The sequence below is a fragment of the Legionella lansingensis genome, assembly GCF_900187355.1.
Taxonomy (GTDB): Bacteria; Pseudomonadota; Gammaproteobacteria; order Legionellales; family Legionellaceae; genus Tatlockia; species Tatlockia lansingensis.
This window is the reverse complement of record NZ_LT906451.1, coordinates 2,221,273-2,243,049: the sequence shown is the minus strand read 5'-3', so window position 1 is coordinate 2,243,049 and position 21,777 is coordinate 2,221,273. Positions and strand designations below refer to the sequence as shown.

Sequence of the window (21,777 nt, the reverse complement as noted above, 5' to 3'; positions counted from 1 at the left end):
TATTAATTTGGATTTGCTAACAAAGCATTGGCCACTTTTGATTGATTTTTTTTACCCAATGCTTTGCAGATCATATCGCCAGCAGCCACAATTTTAAAAATATCAACGCCGGTTTCAATGCCCAAGCCATGCATAAGGTATAAAACATCCTCTGTAGCGACATTCCCACTCGCTCCTCTCGCATAGGGACAACCTCCAAGACCAGCAACTGAGCTGTCAAAACGATCGACGCCACATTCCAAAGAGGCATAAATATTGGCAATGGCTTGACCATAAGTATCATGAAAGTGCATCGCGAGTTGTGATAATGGCAGAAATTGTAATACTTCATTAATAACAGCCTTCGTTTGCTTAGGGGTTCCAACGCCAATGGTATCTCCTAGGCAAATCTCATCCACGCCTAAGTCCAACAATTGACGAGTGACTAGGGCAACTTGCTGAGGGGTAATTTCTCCTTCATAAGGGCAGCCGAGTACACAAGAAATATAGCCTCGAACGTGAACATGATGCCCTTTAGCCAAATCGAGTACGGGTTTAAAGCGTTCAATACTTTCTTTAATTGAGCAGTTGATATTGCGTTGATTAAAAGACTCACTAGCAGCAGTAAATACTGCGATCTCTTTCGCACCCACTTCCAACGCTTTTTGCATCCCTCTTTCATTGGGGACCAATGCGGAAAAGTGAATGGGTTCTGGCTTGTTAATGGTCGTAAAAACAACCTCATTATCCGCTAGTTGCGGAATGGCTTTAGCTGAAACGAAACTCGTGACCTCAATATGCTGCAAGCCACTTTGACTTAGTAAATTCACCAATTCAACTTTGGTCTCGGTAGCTACGAAAGAGGATTCGTTCTGTAACCCATCGCGTGGGCCTACTTCAACTATCGTAACTTTTTTCGGATAGTTCATGGTTGTCCCTAGTCAGTTTTCAGAGCGAGTAACTCAGCTCCCTCATTTACTTGTGACCCTACATCATAAAATAATTCCGCTAACACACCATCTTTGGGGGCATGAATGGTGTGTTCCATTTTCATTGCTTCTAAAACAATCAGGCTTTCACCTTCTTTAACTTTGTCGCCAATGTTCTTTAGGATTGCTACGATGGTAGCAGGCATTGGGGCAGTAAGTTGACCTTTCTTGGTGGATTGAGCATCCAAATTTTGCCAGTTAAAGCGCTCAACGGAGAGAGGACCTTCTTTAAAATAAAGGGTGATAGTTTGCATTTGATCGTCTACGAAGGCAAGTCGCGTTTGTTGACCATCATCAATAGCGAGTTGATCGGCGATTAAGCGGGCACGCAAGTGAGCTTTTGTTTCCTTGCTTTCGAGGAAGAAAGAATTGTGGTCAATGGGAGTGATTTTAACGTCTTCTTGATTCTCTTCAATGAGGTATCGCCAATACCAATGACTGGATAAATGCATTTGCCAAGCAAAGCTTTCTTGGTATATAGGGTCTTTTTTCTTACCGGTTAATGTTAAATAATCATAACCTGCTGCCATCAATAGCGCTAAATCTTTGTCCGGATGAGGTAAAGCAATCGTTTCTTGAGCCAGAAAATTCGTGCTTAAATCAGCTCTGACAAATCGTGGATGGTTACAAATGGCTAGCAGAAACGGAAGATTGGTTTTCACACCGCCAACAGCATAATGTTCTAGCGCCTGTCGTAAACGTTGTAAAGCTTGGTCTCGATTGTCTCCCCAAGCGATGAGCTTGGCTATCATGGGGTCATAGTGCATGGTGATGTCTGAATTGGTTCGAACCCCACTGTCAATCCTGATGCCTTGTCCCTGAGGTTCTTTCAAAAAATGCAAACGACCAATGGAGGGAATAAAGCCTTGGTGAGGATCTTCAGCATAAATACGGCATTCAATGGCATGTCCTCGTGAAAGAATTTGATCCTGTGAACAAGGGAGAGGTTCGTTCGCTGCAATTTTTAATTGCCAGGCGACTAAGTCAAAACCCGTGATCATCTCTGTAACAGGATGTTCTACTTGCAGCCTGGTATTCATCTCCATAAAATAAAAATGCTCATTGTCATCGACTAAAAACTCTACCGTGCCTGCACCACGATATTGAATGGAACGAGCTACTTCACACGCGGCTTTAGCCAATCCTTGACGCAGCGAGTTAGATAAATTGGGGGCAGGCGCTTCCTCAATGATTTTTTGATGCCGACGCTGAATCGAACAATCACGCTCAAAAAGATGCACCACTTGCCCGTGATTATCAGCCATGATTTGTATTTCAACATGACGAGGATTGAGAAGCAATTTTTCGATAAGCATGGTGTCATCGGCAAAACTTGCCATGGATTCACGACGAGCCCCTGCCAGGGCCTCTGGAAACTCAGATTCTTTATGAACGGCACGCATGCCCTTTCCGCCTCCACCACTTGCTGCTTTTAATAAAATTGGAAAACCAATCTGACGAGCCTCAATCAATAAACGCTCATCACTTTGCTCACTACCATGATAACCAGGTGTTAGGGGCACGTTTGTCTTTTCAAGTAGCTGTTTGGCCACTTGTTTCGATGCCATGGCTTCCATAGCGGAAATAGAAGGGCCAATAAAGACAATCCCTGCTTCTTCGCAGGCTTTTGCAAATAAAGGATTTTCTGACAAAAAACCATAACCTGGATGAATGGCTTCGGCACCGCTACTTTTTGCAGCATCAATGACGGCTTGAATATTTAAATAGCTTGCTTTAGCTGCTGCTTCTCCTACACACACGGCACTGTCAGCTTGAGTGACATGGAGACTATCTTTATCTACTGTGGAATAAATAGCAACGGTTTGAATGCCCATCTCTCTGCACGTTTTCATAATCCGACAGGCAATTTCACCGCGGTTGGCAATAAGAATCTTATTAAACATCGACAGTCCTAGTTCCAGTTGGGTGTTTCTTTATTTAAAAAGGCATGAAGGCCTTGTTGTCCCTCTGCTGAGACACGCTTTTTGGCGATCAACGTTGCAGTGTACTGCAAGATTTCCTCTGTAATTGCTTTGCCGCTGATTTCTTCTACCAGTCTTTTACTATCACCAACAGCTTGTGGCGCTAGTTTTGTTATCTGTGCGGCATAATTCAAGCTAAAATCTAACAATTGTTCCTCGGCAACAACGTGTTGTACCAGTCCTAACTGCTTGGCGCTTTCAGCATCAAATGTTTCAGCAGTCATAAATAGCCATTTCGTGGCACGCTCACCAATGGCTTTTACCACATAGGGACTTATGACGGCAGGGATCAAACCCAGTTTCACTTCAGAAAAGCAAAAACGAGCTGTTGTTGCAGCAATGGCGATGTCACAAGCTGCCGCGAGCCCTGCGCCACCTCCGAAGGCTGCACCGTGAACCACGGCAATAGTCGGTTTGGGACTGCTATTTAACGTTGCCATGAGCCGAGCTAAAACCATAGCATCGCGTAAATTCTCTTCCTCACTAAAATGAGCCATGCGTTGCATCCAAGATAAATCAGCGCCTGCAGAAAAATGACGACCATTTGCTTTTAATACAATAATCCGTACTTGTGGGTTATTGATTCCTTCATCCAGGGTGCTTTGCAGTGAAAGTAATAAATTATCATCAAAAGCATTGTGCTTGTTGATACGATTTAACGTGATAATGAAAGTGCGCTCATGCAGTTCACTCAATAAATCCCCCACAATACCTCCTTTGAGCTAAGACATCACGAGTGATAATTGAAAGTGCAGGATTTAAGTCTATTCTTTATATCGACTTCCCGCGGTCAAGCCGCGGGAAGTCGATATAAAGGTCGGCATAAAGACTACACTTCCAATCACACCCCGACATCTAAATTTAATTTTTACATTCGAAATACGCCAAATTGAGTTGCCACAATCGGGGCATTTAAAGCAGCCGAAAGGCTCAAACCTAGAATTTTACGCGTATCTTCAGGGGCAATCACCCCATCATCCCAAAGTCTCGCACTGGCATAATAAGGGTTACCTTGAGCCTCATACTGCGCCCGTAACTCGGCTTTGAACGTTTCTTCTTCTTCAATTGACCAGGTGACCCCTTGCTTAGCATATTTATCTCGATTTACTTGTGCCAATACATTGGCTGCTTGCTCTCCCCCCATGACGGAGATGCGCGCATTGGGCCATGACCATAAAAATCGTGGACCGTAGGCGCGGCCGCACATGGCATAATTTCCAGCGCCAAAACTGCCACCGACGATCACCGTGAATTTTGGCACGTTAGCATTAGCTACGGCGGTTACCATTTTTGCTCCATGTTTGGCTATGCCCGCGGCTTCATACTTACTACCAACCATAAAGCCAGTAATGTTTTGCAAAAATAATAAGGGGATGTTGCGTTGCGTGCAGAGCTCAATAAAGTGAGCTCCTTTGAGGGCACTTTCACCAAATAAAATACCATTATTAGCAATGATACCAATAGGATAGCCAAAGAGATGCGCAAAACCGCATATTAATGTTGTTCCATAAAGCGCTTTGAATTCGTCAAGTTCTGAAGCATCCACAATACGCGCAATGATTTCGCGAATATCATAAGGCTTACGAGGATCCGCAGGTACAATCCCACTTAGTTCTTGTGGATCGTAGATGGGCTCTCGACTTGGAATTCGCTGTAGGGACTCTGGCTTTCGTCGATTCAGATGCTTCACTGCAACCCGAGCCAAATGAAGGGCATGAGCATCATTTTCTGCATAATGGTCTGCGACACCAGAGTGGCGGCAATGCACATCGGCTCCCCCTAGTTCTTCCGCTGTAATCACCTCTCCAGTAGCAGCTTTGACTAGAGGTGGTCCGCCCAAAAAAATGGTTGCTTGCTTCTGTACCATAATGGATTCATCAGCCATGGCGGGTACATAAGCGCCTCCAGCAGTACATGATCCCATGACGACGGCAATTTGCGGGATATTGGCTGCTGATAAAGTTGCTTGATTGTAAAAAATACGACCGAAGTGTTCGCGATCGGGGAAAACCTCATCTTGTTGCGGCAAAAAAGCACCACCGGAATCAACAAGATAAATACAAGGTAGATGGTTCGCTTTGGCAATTTCTTGCGCGCGTAAATGTTTTTTAACGGTCAGCGGGTAATAGGTCCCACCTTTAACGGTTGCATCATTGACAACGATCATGCACTCGGTACCAGCAACTTGACCGATACCGGTAATAATTCCTGCAGCAGGAACATTATCTTCGTAAACTTGATAAGCTGCCAACTGTGATAATTCAAGAAAAGGACTGCCAGGATCAAGGAGTTGTTGTAGACGTTCACGAGGTAATAATTTGCCGTGTTTTATGTGCCTTTGTCGAGCTTTTTCATCCCCGCCCTGAGCGATCTCTTTAATGGTTTCTCTAAGCTTTGTAACCAAAGTTTGCATGACAACTTGGTTTTCCTTGAACTCTTTACTGGCAGTGTTTAACTGACTGAGAATTTTGCCCATAACGACCCTTAGCGAATTAAAATATTACTGAGTACAATGACCAGCCACAAACACCAGGTCAACTCAATAAAATAAGGCATGTCGCTACCTTTCACTAGACGATAGGCCAGTGCAGGAATTGCAGCAATAAGGACGGGAATGAACACCAGCAGAATGATTTTTCTAATTGCTAAACCCAAACCACTGTGACTAAAAATGGGGGTTAATTTTACATTAACGAATGCATATAACATGTCTATATAGACAATAAGCATATGGGCAAAACGAGCAAAAACCACAACCAGAATGCTCAGCACTAAATAAATAAGAGTCTGTCTTAGCATGTCCATCCTTTTGGGTTGAATAAATAGGGTCTGTTGATTTCTACTACCCCTCACCCTGCCCTCTCCCACAAGGGGAGAGGGAATGCGAGTACCTTCCCCTTGTGGGAGAGGTCGCGGCGGGTGAGGGGCGTAGAAATATCAACAGACCCCAGGCATATAGTAATTACAACATCTCCAACGCAATTGCTGTTGCTTCTCCACCACCAATACACAAAGCTGCTACACCACGTGTTTTTTGGCGTTGTTTTAGTGCATGCATCAGCGTTACGATAATGCGAGCACCAGAGGCTCCAATTGGGTGACCTAGAGCACAGGCGCCTCCATGAATGTTTACAATTTCATGGTCAAGTTCGAGTTCATGAATGGCTGCCATAGCGACTACAGCGAAAGCCTCATTGATCTCATATAAATCAACATCACTTGGTCGCCATTCTGCTTTGTTTAAAACTTTGCGAATGGCATCGACAGGAGCTGTGGTAAACCACTCAGGAGCTTGTGAATGGCATGCATGCGCTACAATTCGTGCCAATGGTCTTAAGCCTCGTTTTTTAGCATTGGCTGCGGTCATCAGAATCAGACTTGCGGCGCCATCTGAAATGGAGCTTGAGTTTGCTGCGGTAACCGTGCCATCTGCTTTAAAAGCAGGACGAAGCTGAGACACTTTAGCCAATTTGCTCTCATCAGGCCCCTCATCTTTGTTAACAACAACATCGCCTTTTCGACCGGCTATTGTCACAGGTGCGGTTTCTTCAGCAAAACTACCATCCTGTTCAGCCTGTAAAGCACGGGTTAATGAGCGTATGGCAAACTCATCTTGTTGTTGACGACTAAATTTGAAACGACTGGCTGTGGCTTCAGCAAAACATCCCATCAGTTGCCCACGTTCATAGGCATCTTCCAGTCCATCCAAAAACATATGATCTTTGAGTTCCCCATGACCCAATCGGTATCCTGCACGTGCTTTGCTCAACAAATAAGGCGCGTTGCTCATGCTTTCCATACCGCTTGCTAATACCACATTTGCGGAACCGGCTTTTAGCAAATCATGAGCGAACATCACAGCCTTCATCCCCGAGCCGCACATTTTATTAATTGTTGAAGCACCTACGGAGTTTGGAATGCCAGCTTGAATTGCTGCTTGTCTAGCTGGAGCTTGGCCAATGCCTGCTTGTAATACACAACCGCTGATAACTTCATCAATATCTGTTGGAGAAATGCCAGCTTGCGCAATAGCGGCACGGTGAGCGACTGCTCCGAGCTCAGGAGCTGACAAGCTGGATAGACTACCTAACATTGCACCCATAGGCGTTCTTTTGGCTGCAACAATCACAATATCATTCTGTTCCATGTTATATTTTCCTTATGCAGTTTCATTAAAAAGTTCACGTCCGATCAACATCCGTCTAATCTCAGATGTGCCAGCACCAATTTCATATAGTTTTGCATCACGCAGTAGGCGACCTGTAGGATACTCGTTAATATAGCCATTGCCTCCCAGAATTTGAATGGCCTGCAATGCCATTTGCGTTGCTCTTTCAGCGGAATACAAAATGACGCCAGCGGCATCTTTACGAGTAATTGCTCCTTGATCGCAAGCTCTTGCAACACTGTAAAGATAGGCTCTTGTGGCATTTAATTCTGTATACATATCAGCCAACTTCCCTTGAATGAACTGAAATTCACCAATGGCTTGGTCAAATTGTTTGCGTTCATGCACATAGGGAAGAACCACATCCAGACAAGCTTGCATAATACCTACAGGGCCTGCAGCTAATATTGTTCGCTCATAATCCAGCCCACTCATTAATACTTTTACGCCTTTATTCACTTCCCCCAAGATATTCTCTGCGGGGACTTCACAGTGTTCAAAGACGAGTTCACAGGTATTAGAACCACGCATGCCCAGTTTATCAAGCTTTTGCGCGGTACGAAAACCTTTGAATCCTTTCTCAATGATAAACGCTGTGATGCCTCTACTACCGGCGTGTTTGTCGGTTTTGGCATATACGACCAAAACATTTGCATCGGGGCCATTGGTTATCCACATTTTCGTGCCATCGAGAATATATCTATCTCCTTCAGCACGCGCTTGCAATTGCATGCTCACTACATCTGAGCCGGAGTTTGCTTCGCTCATGGCCAGAGCGCCGACGTGTTCTCCACTTATTAGTTTAGGCAAATAATATTCTTTTTGCTTGCTATTTCCATTTAAATAAATTTGATTTACGCAAAGGTTAGAATGAGCACCGTAGCTTAAACCCACAGAGGCTGAAGCACGAGAAATTTCTTCCATTGCAATAGCATGGGCAAGATATCCCATATTAGCCCCGCCATACTCTTCACTGACCGTGATGCCGAGTAAACCCATTTTCCCTAACTGTCGCCATAGATGATTGGGAAAATGATTATCAATATCGATTTGGGCTGCTAAAGGTGCAATTTCCTTTTGCGCAAACTCATAAACACTATTGCGTAAAAGATCGTAAGTTTCTCCAAGTTGGTATTGTAAGCCAGTGTACATAGATAGACTTCCTGTTACTTAAACAAATAGGCTAGACTATACCCAATCAATTTCAAGTTGCAACATCAATTTGATGATTGTGGTTAAAACAAAAGAAGGAGTCCTTCATGCGTAAACTTGTACTTTGGGGACATCATATAGATGAATATCAGGAAATGTTTGCTTTAACTGATAAGGATAAGCACTCCCGGATCTTGGAGTACGGGTGTGGCCCCAGTGCAGTTAACGTTGAACTTACTCAACAAGAGCAGAAAATTGTAAGTGCAGATCCTTTGTTTAATTTGGATAAAGATACTTTATATAGCAAAGTTGATTTGGTTTTTGCAGACATGGTCGCTCGTGTCACAAAAGACCAGGACAAATTTAATTTTAGCCTCTATGGCAGTCTAGAGGGACTTATTAATAAACGGCGCGAGGGAATGAAACAATTTTTTGCAGATTATCAACAAGGTAAAAAAGAAAAGCGTTATTATGGCGTTAATCATTACGCCTTGCCGTTTAGTGATTTCTTCTTTGATTTTGCCTTAAGTTCACATTACTTATTTGCCGATCTTGATGATCAGGACGTCGACTTTCATCTACAAGTGATTAAAGAGCTGGCGCGTGTTGCTAAAGAGGTACGTATTTTTCCTCTAATTGATCGCCACCATCAACCATCCCCTTTCTTAGGCCCGGTGTTGTTGGGGTTGCAGCAAGAGAATTTTGGTGTGGAGGTAAAAGAAGTTACTTATCATTTACAACCTGGCGGTAATGCGATGTTAAGGGTCTGGGCACAACAGTGTAATCTCTAGAGGCTGTTGACATTTCTACTATCTTGGCCGCAAAGCCTTGATTTTCTGCGCTTCGCTGCTCACATACGTCTATGTATGCTGCGCTGCTCGAAAATCAAGGCTTGCAGCTCCAGCCAGCGAATGTCAACAGCCTCTAATTTTGCGCAGGGATTTTCTTATTCCTGTTTAACTTAGGTGTTAGTTTTAGTGGATAAAAGGTGAGTAGTAATACGAACAACAATCCCAGACTTAACCAACCCATTAAATAAAAGCAGTCGTCAAGTGCTAACGCCGTCGCTTGTCGTGTAAGGTATAGGTTTAATTGGGCTAAAGCTTGTTTCCCTTGTAGATTAAACTCCCTGGCTCTTTGAAAAAAATCCAAGGTTTGTTGCGAGAAAGATGTTAAGTCAGCTCCCAAGCGCTGATGGTAAAAATCCTGTCTACGGTGCCATAAAATGACAAAAAGAGAGGCACCCAAACCGCTACTTATTAGTCGTACTACATGGAAAAAATTTACACCTTCTTTTGCTTCCTCAGCTGAAAAAATCTGTGCCGATAAACGAAATAGGGGAGGCAAGAAAAAAGCAAGACCAATTCCTGCAAGAACTCGAGAAAAAGCGATGCGATTAAAATTAATCTCCACATTGAAATAAGTTGTATAAAAACTGGAGATAGCAAAAAACAACAAAGCAATGGCCAGGGGTAACCTTGGATCAAACTGTTCATAATCAAGGAAAATAGGGGCCCATGCTCCTAAAGCCATTGTTCCAATGATGATAGCGATCCAATTAGGCGTGTAATTTACGAATAGCTTAAGCCATAAAGCAAGAAGGAGCACCATGCCAAAATAAATCGCAAAAAGTAGAGCAATATTTAACATTGCGAAAGAAAAATAAAAATGTTTAAGCAGCCTAATATCAACAACGGGATGTGGAGAAAAGAAACTTTCTACAATAAACAAAAGCAAACTTATGCTACCAATTACAATAAGATAAGTAATTAATGTAGAGCGAAACCAGTCTAGTTCTTGTCCTGTAATTAGCGCTGTTCCAAGGCAAGTTAGGCTGATTACATACAAAAAGTAACCCAACTTATCTAATTGGGCTTTTTCTTGGGTATGGGGGTATGTTTTGAATTTACGGCTAATATAAATAATTAAGAAAAGGCAGAGAGGGATATTACTAAAAAAGAGAGTACGCCAATTGCCATCATAAGCAATCCATCCGCCCCAACTTGCACCAAGCACGGGGATAAATGAAAATAAAATAAATATAAAGGGCAGTAATTTTTCTTGTTTTTCGGCAGAGCAAATGTGGGGAATTAAACTCTGGGTAATGAGTAAATAGAGTGGTCCCGACGCAAAACCCTCTAAAAAGCGAAATAAAATAAAATAAAAATAATTCGGTGCAACAGCACACTGCCAGGAGAAAAGTGTCATGAAAGCCAAACATAATAAATAAAGTTGTACAGGATTTAGAGGTGTGGCTTCCGGTTTACCAAGAGGAACACTTAAGGCATTGCCGATACAAAAAAAGCTCACTCCATAAACACTTAGGAAGGTGCTACCTCCCAAATCACTCACAATATAAATGCCTGCCATGATAGGTAAGGTCAGGTTAAATATCACCGCCGCAAGAGACAAAATAAGAATGTATAAGCTCATTGAAGTCCCAATTCCTTAGCCGCTATTTCTTGGCCCAAAGGCTGATGTGCGTATCTTTCCAGAGTGGGATCGAGATTAGCAAGAATAATGGTGTTGATAAGTTCCTTGTCGCCAAGCTCTTCTTTTTGGAAAATCTCTGTGGTGTATGATGGGCCATCGTTGGTTAGTGGGATGCGGGGCCCTTGTTGATCAGTAAGATTGGCAGTTACTTCCATAGACAAACCGATGCGAAGAGGAAATTTTCTCAACTCATCAGCATCCAAGGCCACACGTACAGGCAAACGCTGGACAATCTTAATCCAATTGCCTGATAAATTCTCAGGAGGCAATAAAGAAAAAGCATTGCCCGCACCTCCAGGCAAACCAACAATCTTTCCATGGAAAACCACACCACGACCGTAAAGATCAGAGGTTATTCGAGCCGGTTGGCCGATGCGCATATGCTTTAGTTGTGTTTCTTTAAAATTAGCATTGATCCACATTTGATCGAGAGGAATAACGGCCATCAATGGTTGAGTTGGTGTCACTGTCATACCTACCTGAATTGTTCTTTGGGCAACAAGGCCCTCTACAGGTGCATAAATCTTGCAGCGATACAATTGTACCCATGCATCTCGAACCCTTTGTGCTGCTTTTTGCACCACGGGATGGTCAAAGATTGAGCTTCCTTGAACAAAAGCCAACGTTTTCTGATAACTATCTTTTGTACTTCTTAATGCTGCTGCACTTGCTTTTAAATCATCGGCTGCATTTTGATAGTCTTCCAGAGAAACACCTCTTGCCTTTATGACCCCAGCGCGATGTTGGAAATTTTGTTTGGCTTTTAAATACTCAGCTCTTCTAACTTCAATCTCTGCTGCCAGGCGAAACACATCATGAAAGGCTTGACAAACTTCGCGCACTGCTGTGGCCAGCTTTGTTTTCGATTTTTCAAGAGCAACCAAAGAATCTGTTTCATCAAGGGTTATAAGAAGCTGTCCTTTTTTGACAAGAAAACTATCATCGGTATAAATGCCAGTAACAAAGCCATTGCGCAAAGCTGTAATGAATACCTGATTGCCTTGAACATAAGCATCATTGGTGTATTCCCGAAATCGCCAAATAAATAACCAATATAGAAATATCAGAAAAGTCAAAAGCACGAGAGCAAGAACAATATAATAAATGCTTCTTCTTTCTGTCATGTTCGTTTCACCAATGGTACCTCGGTCTGACAATAGCCACCTCCCAAAGCTTTTGTTAATTTTATAGAGGCCAGGTACTGATTATAAAGAAGCGTAAGATTCGCCAGTTTTTTTTGAATCAAGTCTTCTTGTTGATCATACACGTCAAAGCCACTCGCTAAACCTTCTTTTTCGCGAAGGCGGACTAAACCGTAACGTTCTGTAGCATACTTTAAAATGTTTAGTTGTTCACGTTTCTGTTGATAAACCGATTGCGCAAAAGCCAAGAGATCGAGCACCTCCTGAGTGCTCTGTAATAGCAAATTATTGTACGCAAAAATGGCTGCATCAAATTCGGCTTTTGTCGCTCTAATATTGGCTCTGATGGCACCTGCTGTAAAAATAGGCAGATGAATGGCTGGTTTTAGGGCTGCAGTGAAACTTGACGAGCGGAAGAGCTTTTCCCATTTTGTGCTTTCAAGGCCAACCAAGCCGACAATATTCACGTCTGGATAATAGTCGGCCATGGCAGCGCCTGTCTCATAAGCCAAAGCTTTTGCTCGCCAGATTTGTGCCATGAGATCAGGCCGTCGTGCGATAAGGTCGAGAGATATTGTTTTGGGGATAGTTAGTTTTTTTGGCAAACCGGGGAGTTTTTTACTCGTGGATAGAGGGATTTCTGGATTACGTCCCGCTAAAATATTAACCAAATGTTTATCAACCGCGAGTTCTTCGTCAATATTGGCAAGTAACTTTTGCGCCTCCAGAACATTTTCAGCAGCAGTATAAGATAACAACTCATCTGACAGACCTTTGCGAACAAGTAAATTCTGTAAGGATGCCTTGTTTTGACGGACAACAACCAACTGTTGGAAAAATTGTTTTCTAATCAAGTTTACTTTATATGCAAAATAAGCTTGTGCGATGGCGGTCGTAGTAAGCAGTTGTACCTCAGCAGCTTCAGCTTGTTGTGCTTTTGCTTCGCCAATTGCGGCATAGAACAGATTACGATTCTTCCCCCAAAAATCAAAATCATACTGAAAAGACAGGGAGAGATCTATCAGATCAGTACGTAAGGGCAACTTAGGATTTAGAGCTCGTAACAAGCCATTCTTACTTAGGTACTGTCTAATTTCCTTGTAATCAAAAAAAACCAAAGGAAAAAGTTGCGATCGAGTGACTATTGCTTCTTGCTTGGCAGCCATGACACGGCTTTTAAACTCTTGAATGGTCGGATTGCAAGCAAGGGCTTGTTTGATTAAATCATTAAGTTCGGGTGAACCATAGGCAAGCCACCAATATTTATTGGGCCAATCCCCAGAAGTAAATGTTTGTGTTTTTTGCTTGGCGCTCACCGAGCGGTCTATATTTGGGAGCGCTTGCAAGTTTTTAAGCTGCTGCTGAGGTGGTAAAGAAATCCGGCAGGATATTAAAAAACAAAATAACAAATACATGCTTATCCTGAGGATACTTTGCATGAACCGATCCCTTGGTGAGTCTTAATAGATTAAAAATTTACTTTAACGCAGAATGATAAGAATGACTAGGGCACGAAGAGGGTGATTACTTCAATTGGAACTTGAGTTATTATGCGATTTTCTGAAAATAGTTATTATTCAATCTTCAAGTTTTTATTGCGTGACTTTTCAGAATGTCGAATTACCGTGGTCAAGCCACGGTAATTCGGTTTTTTGATTAGTCAAATTAAAAATTTGAAGATCGAGTATTATTCTGGAGTTTAAGATGTACTCACTTTTTCGTCCCTTCCTTTTTAGGATGGATGCTGAAAAAGCTCACGGATTGACGTTAGCCGCTTTACATTGGTTACCTAAGTTTTGTTTCAAACAACCTCCAAGAAAGCCACTATCGGTTATGGGGCTTGAGTTTGAGCATCCCATTGGTTTAGCAGCTGGTCTAGATAAAAATGGTGAACATCTTGATGCCCTAAATAAGTTAGGTTTTTCATTTATTGAGGTTGGAACCGTGACACCTCGCCCCCAGCTTGGCAACCCTAAACCCAGGCTTTTTCGTTTAGCGCAAGCCACTGCCCTCATTAATCGTATGGGGTTTAATAACCTTGGTGTCGACGCCTTGGTCGCTAATGTCAGAAAAGCAAAGTATAAAGGCATATTAGGAATTAATATCGGTAAAAACAAAGAAACAGCGATCACCTGTGCTGCTGATGATTATCTTTATTGTCTGCGTAAAGTGTATGAATATGCTTCCTATGTAACCATTAACATTTCATCTCCAAACACACCTGATTTACGCCTCTTGCAGCAGGATAAATTCTTTCGTGACTTGTTAGGTAAGCTCTGTGAAGAACAGCAACGCTTAGCCGATACTCACCAACGTTTTGTTCCTTTGGTTGTTAAATTATCACCGGATGAACCCGATGAAACACTTAAAGAAATCGCTGATGTTGTTCTTCAGATGGGTGTTTCTGGAATCATTGCCACAAATACAACCTGCTCTCGTGAGGGGGTGAATCATCTCCCACAGGCTAAAGAGCAGGGGGGGTTAAGCGGCCAGCCTCTTTTTGAACGCTCTACCCAATGTCTGCGAATTTTAAAGGAAATTGTTGGGAATGATGTAACGCTTATAGGTGTGGGGGGGATTGATAGTCCTAAAGCTGCACAAGAAAAACTATACGCGGGTGCGTCCTTATTGCAAGTTTATACGGGTTTGATCTATAAAGGACCAGCCTTAATTCCGGCTTTAGTTGCAGGGTGATTCATACTCAGTGTCAAGTTAAGTAATTATACCGTTCAGGCTGAGGAAGCACTTTAGCGCTGTCTCGAAGCCTTTGTCACTGACCAGAGAGCTTCGAGACGGCGTAAACACCTCCTCAGCCCGAACGGAGGAAGATTTTTATTGGGATTTTTTAAATCCCTCTATCGTTTACTTTTGCTCAAATCATCTCTATTGGCGTACCTCTTGTTTAGGAGTACAATTTGCCCTTCCGTAATGGCCCAACCGTAGCAGATGCATGAAAAACAAGCCCTATAACAAAACAGGTCCTCTTTATCGACGCTTGCTTGCTTATGTCAAACCCTTCTGGCCTATTTTGTTACTGGGCATATTCGCCAACGCATTATCTTCCGCCATTGATGCGGGCTTCACGTACATGATGCGCCCTTTTCTTGATAAGAGCTTTATTGATATTGATATGGCCTTCGTTAAACAAATCCCTTTCATTGTGCTTTTGGGTGTTACTATTCGTGGGCTTGTCAGTTCCGCGGGAAGTTATTGCATGACTTGGGTTGCCAGATCGGTAGTAAAAGTGCTGCGCCAACGCGTTTTTGCTCACATTATCAGACTCCCTGCTGATTATTATGATGAGGCAACCTCAGGGCAGTTATTATCGAAAATTCTTTATGACGTTGAGCAAGTCGCTCAGGTTAGTGCCGATGCCTTGACTGATTTTGTGCAAAACACCTGTCTAGTTATTGGCCTATTGATCGTGATGATAATTATTAATTGGCAACTGTCACTGATGTTTTTAGTAACTATCCCATTTGTTGGCCTTATTGTTAACTATACCAACAAACGTATACGACGGATTAGCCATAAAGTACAAAAAACAATGGGGGAAGTCACTGAGATCGCTGGGGAAGCAATTGATGGTTATCAGGTCGTGAGAATTTTCGGTGGTGCACAGTATGAAATCAAAAAATTCAATAAGGCCACGGAAAGTTCACGCAGAAACGACATGAAAGTTGCTACTAGCAAGGCGATTAATGTCTCGGGAGTCCAATTTGTTATTGCTGTGGGAATCACGGTAATTATGCTGGCTGCTATCCAGTTAGCAACAATTATTCCAATTACAGCGGGTTCATTTTTGGCCATTATTGCTGCCATGTTGCAGTTAATTAAACCGATGAAAACCCTAACAACGTTAAATGCGACGATCCAAAAAGGATTGGCAGGTGCTGAGAGTGTCTTTGCCTTATTAGACAAGCCAAGCGAAAAAGATGAAGGAAAGTTACTTAAACAAAGAGCAAGAGGTGATATTGAATTTGATCATGTCAGTTATGCTTACCGTGAAGGGCAGAGAGTTTTGCATGATATCTGTTTTAAGGTGGCAGCCGGCGAAACGGTTGCCTTAGTAGGCCATTCGGGTAGTGGGAAAACGACTATTGCGAGCCTCTTACCACGCTTTTATGAACTGAATCAGGGTTGTATACGCCTGGATGGTGAACCGATTGCCAACATCTCCTTGAGCAGTTTACGAGCGCAAATTGCTCTTGTCAGTCAACATGTGACCTTATTTAATGATAGTTTGGCAAACAATATCGCCTACGGTTCTTTTAATGCTACTCGCACGCAAATCATTCAGGCAGCAAAACTGGCCTTTGCTGATGAATTTATTTGTCAATTGCCTGAAGGTTATGACACCAAAATTGGTGAGAATGGGGTATTGTTATCTGGAGGTCAACGCCAACGTTTGGCTATTGCTAGGGCTATTTTAAAAGATGCACCAATCTTAATTCTGGATGAAGCAACCTCAGCTCTGGATAGTGAATCAGAGAGGTATATTCAAGCTGCCTTAGAACAGGTCATGCAAAATCGAACAACCCTTGTCATTGCACATCGATTATCAACAATTAAACAAGCGGATAAGATTGTGGTAATGAAGCGGGGACGAGTCGTTGAACAAGGCACCCACCAAGAATTGTTAGCTTTAGATGGATATTATGCTCAGCTGTATGGGACACAAAAATTGACCGTGGAATCTGAAGAAGAAATGATCGCTTCATGACGATGAATCTTAATAAATTATGGTATGGCAACCATCCCTTGTGTTGGTTTTTATGGCCTTTAGCACTCATTTATAGCTGCCTAAGCTGGATTCGTCGCAGTTATTTGTTGCGTTTTTCGCAACAGCAATTCCCAGTGCCTGTCATTGTTATTGGCAATTTGACTGTGGGTGGAGTGGGTAAAACACCGCTGGTAATTGCACTAGCGAAACAAATACAAGCCAAAGGATTACGGGTTGGTATTGTGAGTCGTGGCTATGGAGCGAGCATAAGAAACTTCCCACATGAAATTACCGTGACGGATGAAGCACGAATGGTAGGGGATGAACCCTTGCTTATTGCCAGAAAAACAGGTTGTCCAGTGGTGATTGCCCCAAAGAGAGTAGACGCCGTGCACTTCTTGCTTAGCAAATATCAGTGTCAAGTTATTATTAGCGATGATGGTTTGCAACACTACGCGATGGGGCGCTCGATTGAAATTGCTGTCATTGATGGGGTGCGCAAGTTAGGTAATGGATTATGTTTGCCGGCAGGACCGTTACGCGAAGGACCGCGACGATTACGACAAGTGGATTTCATTGTGGTAAATGGGGGTGAATGGCCAAAAGCCTATCCCATGCAGTTTGTCCCGGGCAACCTGATAAACATACTCACTGGACAAGAAATAAGTGCCGAAACGATCACATTTCCTGTGGCGGCCGTTGCAGGGATTGGAAACCCACAGCGTTTTTTTACAAGCTTGCATAATCTAGGAATATCCTTTAAAAAATATCCTTTTCCAGATCATCACCATTTTCAATTAAATGAACTACAATTCAAGGAAAAAACAGTAGTGATGACTGAAAAAGACGCCGTTAAGTGCCGCTCCTTTGCTGCGGATTCCTGGTATTTTTTACCAATAGAGGCAAAATTAAGCGACTCATTTTGGCAGGCATTATGGTCCCATAAACACTTACAAGGCTACAATTTGACATGAAAGTACGATTCCAGACGTGGTTTCTATGCGTTGCATTATCGACAGGAAGTTATTCCGCTGCAGCCAATACGACAGAACCTCAAGATGTTGCACCGGAGAATAAAATTCTTTCTTTAAGTGCTATACAAGGAGATTGGGTATTCTCTGGAACGGTGATAAATGAAAGTGGTGAGCGTTATAATTATTACTTCCAAATGCATCGGAAAGGCACGCAATTTAGTGCGGTAGCTGCACTGATTGATGGACAAACCAAAGCTGCTTTGGTATTTGAAGAAAGCTCTGCCACGATTGCGCAACCTGAGATTAGCAATTGGCGTGTTGGCCATACCTTTTTAAAATTTAATCCAATCAATAATAGCTGGATCTTCGGAGTCAAAACGAAAGACAAAAAGGGCTTTAATTTCAAAGCAGATATGTTAACACAAGTTGAACATAGGCCTGCTGTTCAAGATCTTCGTTCGGGTATGGAGCTATTAGTCAATCAAACGGGTCGTCTAAACGGTCATGTCCAACATGGGGCAGATGGTACTGAGGAATTTGTTACTGGCCAAAAAGCCTGGTTTAGGCAAATCTGGTTAAGTAAACCCCAGGAATCGTTACATCCTTTTACAGGCATTTTATGTCAATTTAATGATGGCAGCGGTTTTTATGCTGTAAATCTTCAAGAAGCAGATGCCTTGCGAGGAGCTATTGCAGGATGGCGTGATCCACAAGGAAAGCCTGGGTCTATGTCTCAGTTCGTTAGCATCAAAGAAGGTAAGGATGGGCTATGGAGCATTCATATTAATTCACCTAAAATTAACTTGCTTTTACAAGATGCTTTAGCTAAAGAAGGTGAGAAACATCACTTAATCGCAGGAGTTACCGATGATTTATGGCCAGGATTTTGTGCCATCAACAAGGATGAAATAGGACAACTTCCTGAACCTAAACCTGAACACATCAGCTAAAGTTACCTCTTCAGAGGTAATAAAACGACCAAACTAGCGGCTATGATGAGGCTCAAAGGAACTATTGAAAGCGCAATCTGATAAGCAAACAGGGTCGATTCTGGTGCCATTTCCTGCAATTTATCAAGTAAAAGCCCTAACAAAGGTTGTAGGATAGGTGCTGTAAGCATGGCCAGGGTATTGGTAAAACCAGTGCACGTTGATAGGGAGTCAATGGGAGCTAGTTCATTAGCTATAGAATAGGCGAGCATATAGGCCCCGCAACATACCCCTATTAAAAACATGAAGAAAGCCAACATAAAAATGTTGTTAAAGGGCAAATAAAGAATCACTAAAATTAAACCTGCGGTAGAAAAGCAGGAAACGATCATTAAGAATCGATAAGAGAATAAGCTTGCCAAGTAGCCAAAAAGAGGGCAACTTATGGCGGCGCCAAGAAAAATCATAGAGTCTACTGTGCTTGCAAGTTTCAGGCTGCAGGAAAGTTTGATTTGAATAAATGGGACCGCCCACATGGCACCAAAAACAGTGATGACAGTAAAGCTTAAACCGACAAATAGACCATTAACCCATGCGCTGCTGTTTTTAAAAATCTGTGTTAATTGTTGAGTATATTTCAAGCCTGTTATTTCTCGCGTAGTACCTGGAATGTATTGCCAACTGAGGAAAGCTATACAAAGACCAACAATGCCAGCACTATTGATGATACTTCTCCAACCCCATTGGGCGATGAACGCTCCCATGCCGATCATGCCAAACATCGTCGCAAGAAAGCCTAACGTTTCTGATAAGCCAATAATGAATGCAAATTGCTTTAAAGGGAAATGTTGTCTGAGCAGGTGAGATAAGCCAATAAAGGCAAAAGCTGAGCCTGCACCGATTAACATGCGTCCTATAATCAATAAAAACAAGTGATGACTATGTGCGAAAAAAAAGCAGCCAATGCTGCATAGAAGGGCATTAGCAGCCAAGAGTAGGCGGGTGTTTCTGCGATCGAATAATATGCCAACCGGAATTTGCATGCTCGTGTAAATATAGTAAAAGGCACTGCCCAAAATCCCGGCTTGCAAGGCAGAAAGTTGTTCTTCTTGCATGATGGCACCAATAATGACGCCGGATGACAATTGCAAAAAAAATTGGAACAATACAAAAGAGACACCAATGAGCCAAATACCATAAACCCTGGTTCTGGCTGTAATAGGAATACTTACAAAGCTCATTAAAACGTTTTGTTGCTTACATAAAAAATGGGTGACTATACACAACTTCCATGCGATTGGGTATATCTGCCAGACATTTTTAATCAGGTGAAGGAAAATGAATTTACGCGATTTGCATTATTTTGTTGTGCTTGCCGATGTTATGCATTTCGGTGAGGCTGCCAAGCGTTGTCATGTAAGTCAACCCACATTAAGTATGCAGATAAAAAAATTAGAAGAGGAGTTGGGGATTGTCCTTTTTGAACGTAATAACAAACAGGTGATGTTGACTGAGGCGGGTAGAGCATTGCTTGGTCGTGCGCAGCAAGTATTGACGAATGTTGCTGAAATGAAGGAATTGGCTCGGCAATCAGCGGATCCTTATGCAGGTGAACTGCACTTAGGCGTAATCCCTACACTTGCTCCCTACTTGCTGCCTCATGTCATGCCGGCGATTCAAGCTGCTTTTCCAAAGCTCAATATTTGGTTAATAGAGGACAAGACACATCGCTTAATTGAGAAATTGGCTGGAGGGCAATTGGATGCAGCGATCATGGCTACTCCTGTGGAGGCGGAGTTTTCCCAACGCATTCTTTTTGAGGAGCCGTTTTATTTTGTTTCTGCTAAAACCCCAAACCGCAAAAAAGCTGCAATGGAGGTAAATGACTTAGCGAATGAGCAAGTAATGCTTTTAGAAGAGGGGCATTGTCTGCGCGAGCAAGCGATGGCTGTATGTCAATTAGCCAAAGCAGAAATGCAAGCCAATTTCTCCGCAACCAGTCTTGAGACGTTGCGGTTTATGGTGCAAGCTGGATTAGGTGTAACACTTCTACCTGCTTTATCGATTTATGATAACCAACAAGGTTTACAAGTTATTCCTTTCGCCAAACCTGCCCCTTTTCGTACGATCGCTCTTTATAGTCGGCCAGGCTCAGCGAAATTGGCTTGCTTACAAGCGATAGGTGATATCATCAGAACGACGATCCAGAGGGTTATTGGAACTCATGGGTAATTAGAAGAGTTCTCGCTAGACGAGTAGGGCGTGTTGACAATTCATCCTCCGCCTACGTGCCACGACTTGTTCGCGGCATCCAGGAGATGGTCATATTAAAAACGAACTTAATTCATTGATCTAGTCCATTGATTAGGGACTGTTGACAATTCATTTATTCAATTTCTCGAAAACCTTACTTACCGCGGCTTGTCCGCGGTATTCACAAGATCCCTGGATGACGCGGACAAGCCGCGGCACGTAGGCGGGGATAAATTGTCAACACACCCTAAATACTTAGCTCTCGCGCGAAAAATATTAATTTATTTACATTTTCTGTCGCGGGAGAGGGAATGTCTGAATGCTTATTAGCTCTCTAACCCACTTGATGAACTTTAATGAGTATCCCTGCCTGTGGGTGATCAAGATAATATGTATCGCCGCCTTTTAATCGTTGTTTTTGTGCAAATACAAAAGAACCCTGACCGTAAACGGTGGAGAACAATAAATGAGTATCTAATAAATAATAATTTGATCGACGCACACGGATTGTCCCTTCAACTTGCCAACCATCTCGGCTCAGCTTGGGCAAGATCACCGTTTGTTGGTTATTAAAGGGTTGTAACCAACTGTAATGTAAGAGCACATGGTATTGTGGTTTACGATTTAAAGCCCAGTATTCTTGCTTTAATTTAGAGGCTGATGATGGGAGGAGTCTATAGGGTGTTGCTGTCCCCTTTCCTTCAGTTTTTAAATGAATCCCATGTAATGTGTTTTGGGGTACCTCTTTTAAATCATCCGCGATAGAAGAGGCATTTTGATGAGTGAAAACAATGAGATCCACTTGATAGAGTGAAGCGTTTTTTCCCTGAGCCAGGCATGAACAAATGATCATGCCCATGAAAATCAATTTTCTAATCATATTCTTCTTCTTTTTCTTGTCATATAGTTGGAGTCATTCTCGTGAAGGCGGGAACCTATCCAAAAACTTAAAAATTTAAACCAGAAAATAGTTTAAATGGGTATTTTGGTTAG

18 protein-coding genes are annotated in these 21,777 nt (G+C 42.6%); 6 read left to right on the top strand and 12 right to left on the bottom strand.

Features of this window, described 5'->3' with window-relative positions; all coding sequences use genetic code 11:
- Nucleotides 1–2 precede the first annotated feature (2 nt).
- The 7 genes from CKV79_RS10175 to CKV79_RS10145 form a co-directional block, all read right to left on the bottom strand.
- A complete protein-coding gene (locus CKV79_RS10175; RefSeq protein WP_028373412.1) occupies nt 3–908 on the bottom strand; it encodes a hydroxymethylglutaryl-CoA lyase in 906 nt (301 codons plus the stop codon).
- An 8-nt stretch (nt 909–916) separates the two neighbouring features.
- The gene (locus CKV79_RS10170; protein WP_028373413.1) at nt 917–2,872 is read right to left on the bottom strand and encodes an acetyl/propionyl/methylcrotonyl-CoA carboxylase subunit alpha; all 1,956 of its coding nucleotides are present in this window, start codon (nt 2,870–2,872) and stop codon (nt 917–919) included.
- A gap of 8 nt (nt 2,873–2,880) precedes the next feature.
- A complete protein-coding gene (locus CKV79_RS10165) occupies nt 2,881–3,657 on the bottom strand; it encodes an enoyl-CoA hydratase-related protein (RefSeq protein ID WP_028373414.1) in 777 nt (258 codons plus the stop codon).
- Between the two features lie 161 nt (nt 3,658–3,818).
- Nucleotides 3,819–5,426, bottom strand: coding sequence for a carboxyl transferase domain-containing protein (locus CKV79_RS10160; RefSeq protein ID WP_028373415.1), 1,608 nt, complete (start codon nt 5,424–5,426; stop codon nt 3,819–3,821).
- Between the two features lie 8 nt (nt 5,427–5,434).
- Nucleotides 5,435–5,749, bottom strand: coding sequence for a hypothetical protein (locus CKV79_RS10155; protein WP_028373416.1), 315 nt, complete (start codon nt 5,747–5,749; stop codon nt 5,435–5,437).
- A gap of 163 nt (nt 5,750–5,912) precedes the next feature.
- Nucleotides 5,913–7,097, bottom strand: a complete 1,185-nt coding sequence (locus tag CKV79_RS10150; RefSeq protein ID WP_028373417.1) for an acetyl-CoA C-acyltransferase — start codon at nt 7,095–7,097, stop codon at nt 5,913–5,915.
- A 12-nt stretch (nt 7,098–7,109) separates the two neighbouring features.
- Nucleotides 7,110–8,270 carry an isovaleryl-CoA dehydrogenase gene (locus CKV79_RS10145; RefSeq protein ID WP_028373418.1) on the bottom strand — a complete coding sequence of 387 codons (1,161 nt, stop codon included), beginning with the start codon at nt 8,268–8,270 and terminating at the stop codon, nt 7,110–7,112.
- Nucleotides 8,271–8,377: 107 nt separating this feature from the next.
- Between CKV79_RS10145 and CKV79_RS10140 the strand changes: the two genes are divergently transcribed.
- Nucleotides 8,378–9,061, top strand: coding sequence for a hypothetical protein (locus CKV79_RS10140; protein WP_028373419.1), 684 nt, complete (start codon nt 8,378–8,380; stop codon nt 9,059–9,061).
- A gap of 133 nt (nt 9,062–9,194) precedes the next feature.
- On the opposite strand, the gene CKV79_RS10135 is transcribed toward CKV79_RS10140, so the two are convergent.
- Genes CKV79_RS10135 through CKV79_RS10125 form a run of 3 tightly spaced genes read right to left on the bottom strand, consistent with a single transcriptional unit; the run spans nt 9,195 to nt 13,344 of the window.
- Nucleotides 9,195–10,703 carry an MFS transporter gene (locus CKV79_RS10135; protein WP_028373420.1) on the bottom strand — a complete coding sequence of 503 codons (1,509 nt, stop codon included), beginning with the start codon at nt 10,701–10,703 and terminating at the stop codon, nt 9,195–9,197.
- Nucleotides 10,700–11,887, bottom strand: coding sequence for an HlyD family secretion protein (locus CKV79_RS10130; RefSeq protein WP_028373421.1), 1,188 nt, complete (start codon nt 11,885–11,887; stop codon nt 10,700–10,702). Before CKV79_RS10130 ends, CKV79_RS10135 begins: the two co-directional genes overlap by 4 nt.
- Entirely contained in the window at nt 11,884–13,344 is a 1,461-nt protein-coding gene (locus tag CKV79_RS10125) for an efflux transporter outer membrane subunit (RefSeq protein WP_028373422.1), read from the bottom strand. The genes CKV79_RS10130 and CKV79_RS10125 overlap by 4 nt, the downstream gene beginning before the upstream one ends.
- A gap of 265 nt (nt 13,345–13,609) precedes the next feature.
- Here CKV79_RS10125 and CKV79_RS10120 point away from each other — a divergent pair, with 265 nt between their 5' ends.
- From CKV79_RS10120 to CKV79_RS10105, 4 genes are all read left to right on the top strand, one after another.
- A complete protein-coding gene (locus tag CKV79_RS10120; RefSeq protein WP_028373423.1) occupies nt 13,610–14,599 on the top strand; it encodes a quinone-dependent dihydroorotate dehydrogenase in 990 nt (329 codons plus the stop codon).
- A gap of 256 nt (nt 14,600–14,855) precedes the next feature.
- The gene (msbA, locus tag CKV79_RS10115) at nt 14,856–16,628 is read left to right on the top strand and encodes a lipid A export permease/ATP-binding protein MsbA (protein ID WP_028373424.1); all 1,773 of its coding nucleotides are present in this window, start codon (nt 14,856–14,858) and stop codon (nt 16,626–16,628) included.
- Nucleotides 16,625–17,602, top strand: coding sequence for a tetraacyldisaccharide 4'-kinase (gene lpxK, locus CKV79_RS10110; RefSeq protein WP_028373425.1), 978 nt, complete (start codon nt 16,625–16,627; stop codon nt 17,600–17,602). The genes msbA and lpxK overlap by 4 nt, the downstream gene beginning before the upstream one ends.
- Complete coding sequence (locus CKV79_RS10105) at nt 17,599–18,552, top strand: hypothetical protein (protein ID WP_028373426.1); 954 nt, start codon at nt 17,599–17,601, stop codon at nt 18,550–18,552. Before lpxK ends, CKV79_RS10105 begins: the two co-directional genes overlap by 4 nt.
- 2 nt (nt 18,553–18,554) lie before the next feature.
- Here the strand turns inward: CKV79_RS10105 and CKV79_RS10100 are convergent, their stop codons facing one another.
- Complete coding sequence (locus CKV79_RS10100) at nt 18,555–19,772, bottom strand: MFS transporter (RefSeq protein WP_081778080.1); 1,218 nt, start codon at nt 19,770–19,772, stop codon at nt 18,555–18,557.
- A 97-nt stretch (nt 19,773–19,869) separates the two neighbouring features.
- On the opposite strand from CKV79_RS10100, the gene CKV79_RS10095 reads away from it, so the two are divergent.
- On the top strand, nt 19,870–20,763 hold the full coding sequence (locus tag CKV79_RS10095; RefSeq protein ID WP_028373428.1) for a LysR substrate-binding domain-containing protein: 894 nt from the start codon (nt 19,870–19,872) through the stop codon (nt 20,761–20,763).
- Between the two features lie 355 nt (nt 20,764–21,118).
- On the opposite strand, the gene CKV79_RS10090 is transcribed toward CKV79_RS10095, so the two are convergent.
- Entirely contained in the window at nt 21,119–21,664 is a 546-nt protein-coding gene (locus CKV79_RS10090) for a CsiV family protein (protein ID WP_028373429.1), read from the bottom strand.
- Nucleotides 21,665–21,777 lie beyond the last annotated feature (113 nt).

Excerpts from the sequence above, each read along its gene's own strand:
- CKV79_RS10155 (WP_028373416.1), bottom strand. The coding sequence starts at position 5,749 with ATGCTAAGACAGACTCTTATTTATTTAGTGCTGAGCATTCTGGTTGTG.
- CKV79_RS10090 (WP_028373429.1), bottom strand. The coding sequence starts at position 21,664 with ATGATTAGAAAATTGATTTTCATGGGCATGATCATTTGTTCATGCCTG.
- CKV79_RS10125 (WP_028373422.1), bottom strand. The coding sequence starts at position 13,344 with ATGCAAAGTATCCTCAGGATAAGCATGTATTTGTTATTTTGTTTTTTA.
- CKV79_RS10170 (WP_028373413.1), bottom strand. The coding sequence starts at position 2,872 with ATGTTTAATAAGATTCTTATTGCCAACCGCGGTGAAATTGCCTGTCGG.
- CKV79_RS10105 (WP_028373426.1), top strand. The coding sequence starts at position 17,599 with ATGAAAGTACGATTCCAGACGTGGTTTCTATGCGTTGCATTATCGACA.
- msbA (WP_028373424.1), top strand. The coding sequence starts at position 14,856 with ATGAAAAACAAGCCCTATAACAAAACAGGTCCTCTTTATCGACGCTTG.
- CKV79_RS10140 (WP_028373419.1), top strand. The coding sequence starts at position 8,378 with ATGCGTAAACTTGTACTTTGGGGACATCATATAGATGAATATCAGGAA.
- CKV79_RS10120 (WP_028373423.1), top strand. The coding sequence starts at position 13,610 with ATGTACTCACTTTTTCGTCCCTTCCTTTTTAGGATGGATGCTGAAAAA.
- lpxK (WP_028373425.1), top strand. The coding sequence starts at position 16,625 with ATGACGATGAATCTTAATAAATTATGGTATGGCAACCATCCCTTGTGT.
- CKV79_RS10135 (WP_028373420.1), bottom strand. The coding sequence starts at position 10,703 with ATGAGCTTATACATTCTTATTTTGTCTCTTGCGGCGGTGATATTTAAC.
- CKV79_RS10145 (WP_028373418.1), bottom strand. The coding sequence starts at position 8,270 with ATGTACACTGGCTTACAATACCAACTTGGAGAAACTTACGATCTTTTA.
- CKV79_RS10100 (WP_081778080.1), bottom strand. The coding sequence starts at position 19,772 with ATGAGCTTTGTAAGTATTCCTATTACAGCCAGAACCAGGGTTTATGGT.
- CKV79_RS10130 (WP_028373421.1), bottom strand. The coding sequence starts at position 11,887 with ATGACAGAAAGAAGAAGCATTTATTATATTGTTCTTGCTCTCGTGCTT.
- CKV79_RS10095 (WP_028373428.1), top strand. The coding sequence starts at position 19,870 with ATGAATTTACGCGATTTGCATTATTTTGTTGTGCTTGCCGATGTTATG.
- CKV79_RS10150 (WP_028373417.1), bottom strand. The coding sequence starts at position 7,097 with ATGGAACAGAATGATATTGTGATTGTTGCAGCCAAAAGAACGCCTATG.
- CKV79_RS10175 (WP_028373412.1), bottom strand. The coding sequence starts at position 908 with ATGAACTATCCGAAAAAAGTTACGATAGTTGAAGTAGGCCCACGCGAT.
- CKV79_RS10160 (WP_028373415.1), bottom strand. The coding sequence starts at position 5,426 with ATGGGCAAAATTCTCAGTCAGTTAAACACTGCCAGTAAAGAGTTCAAG.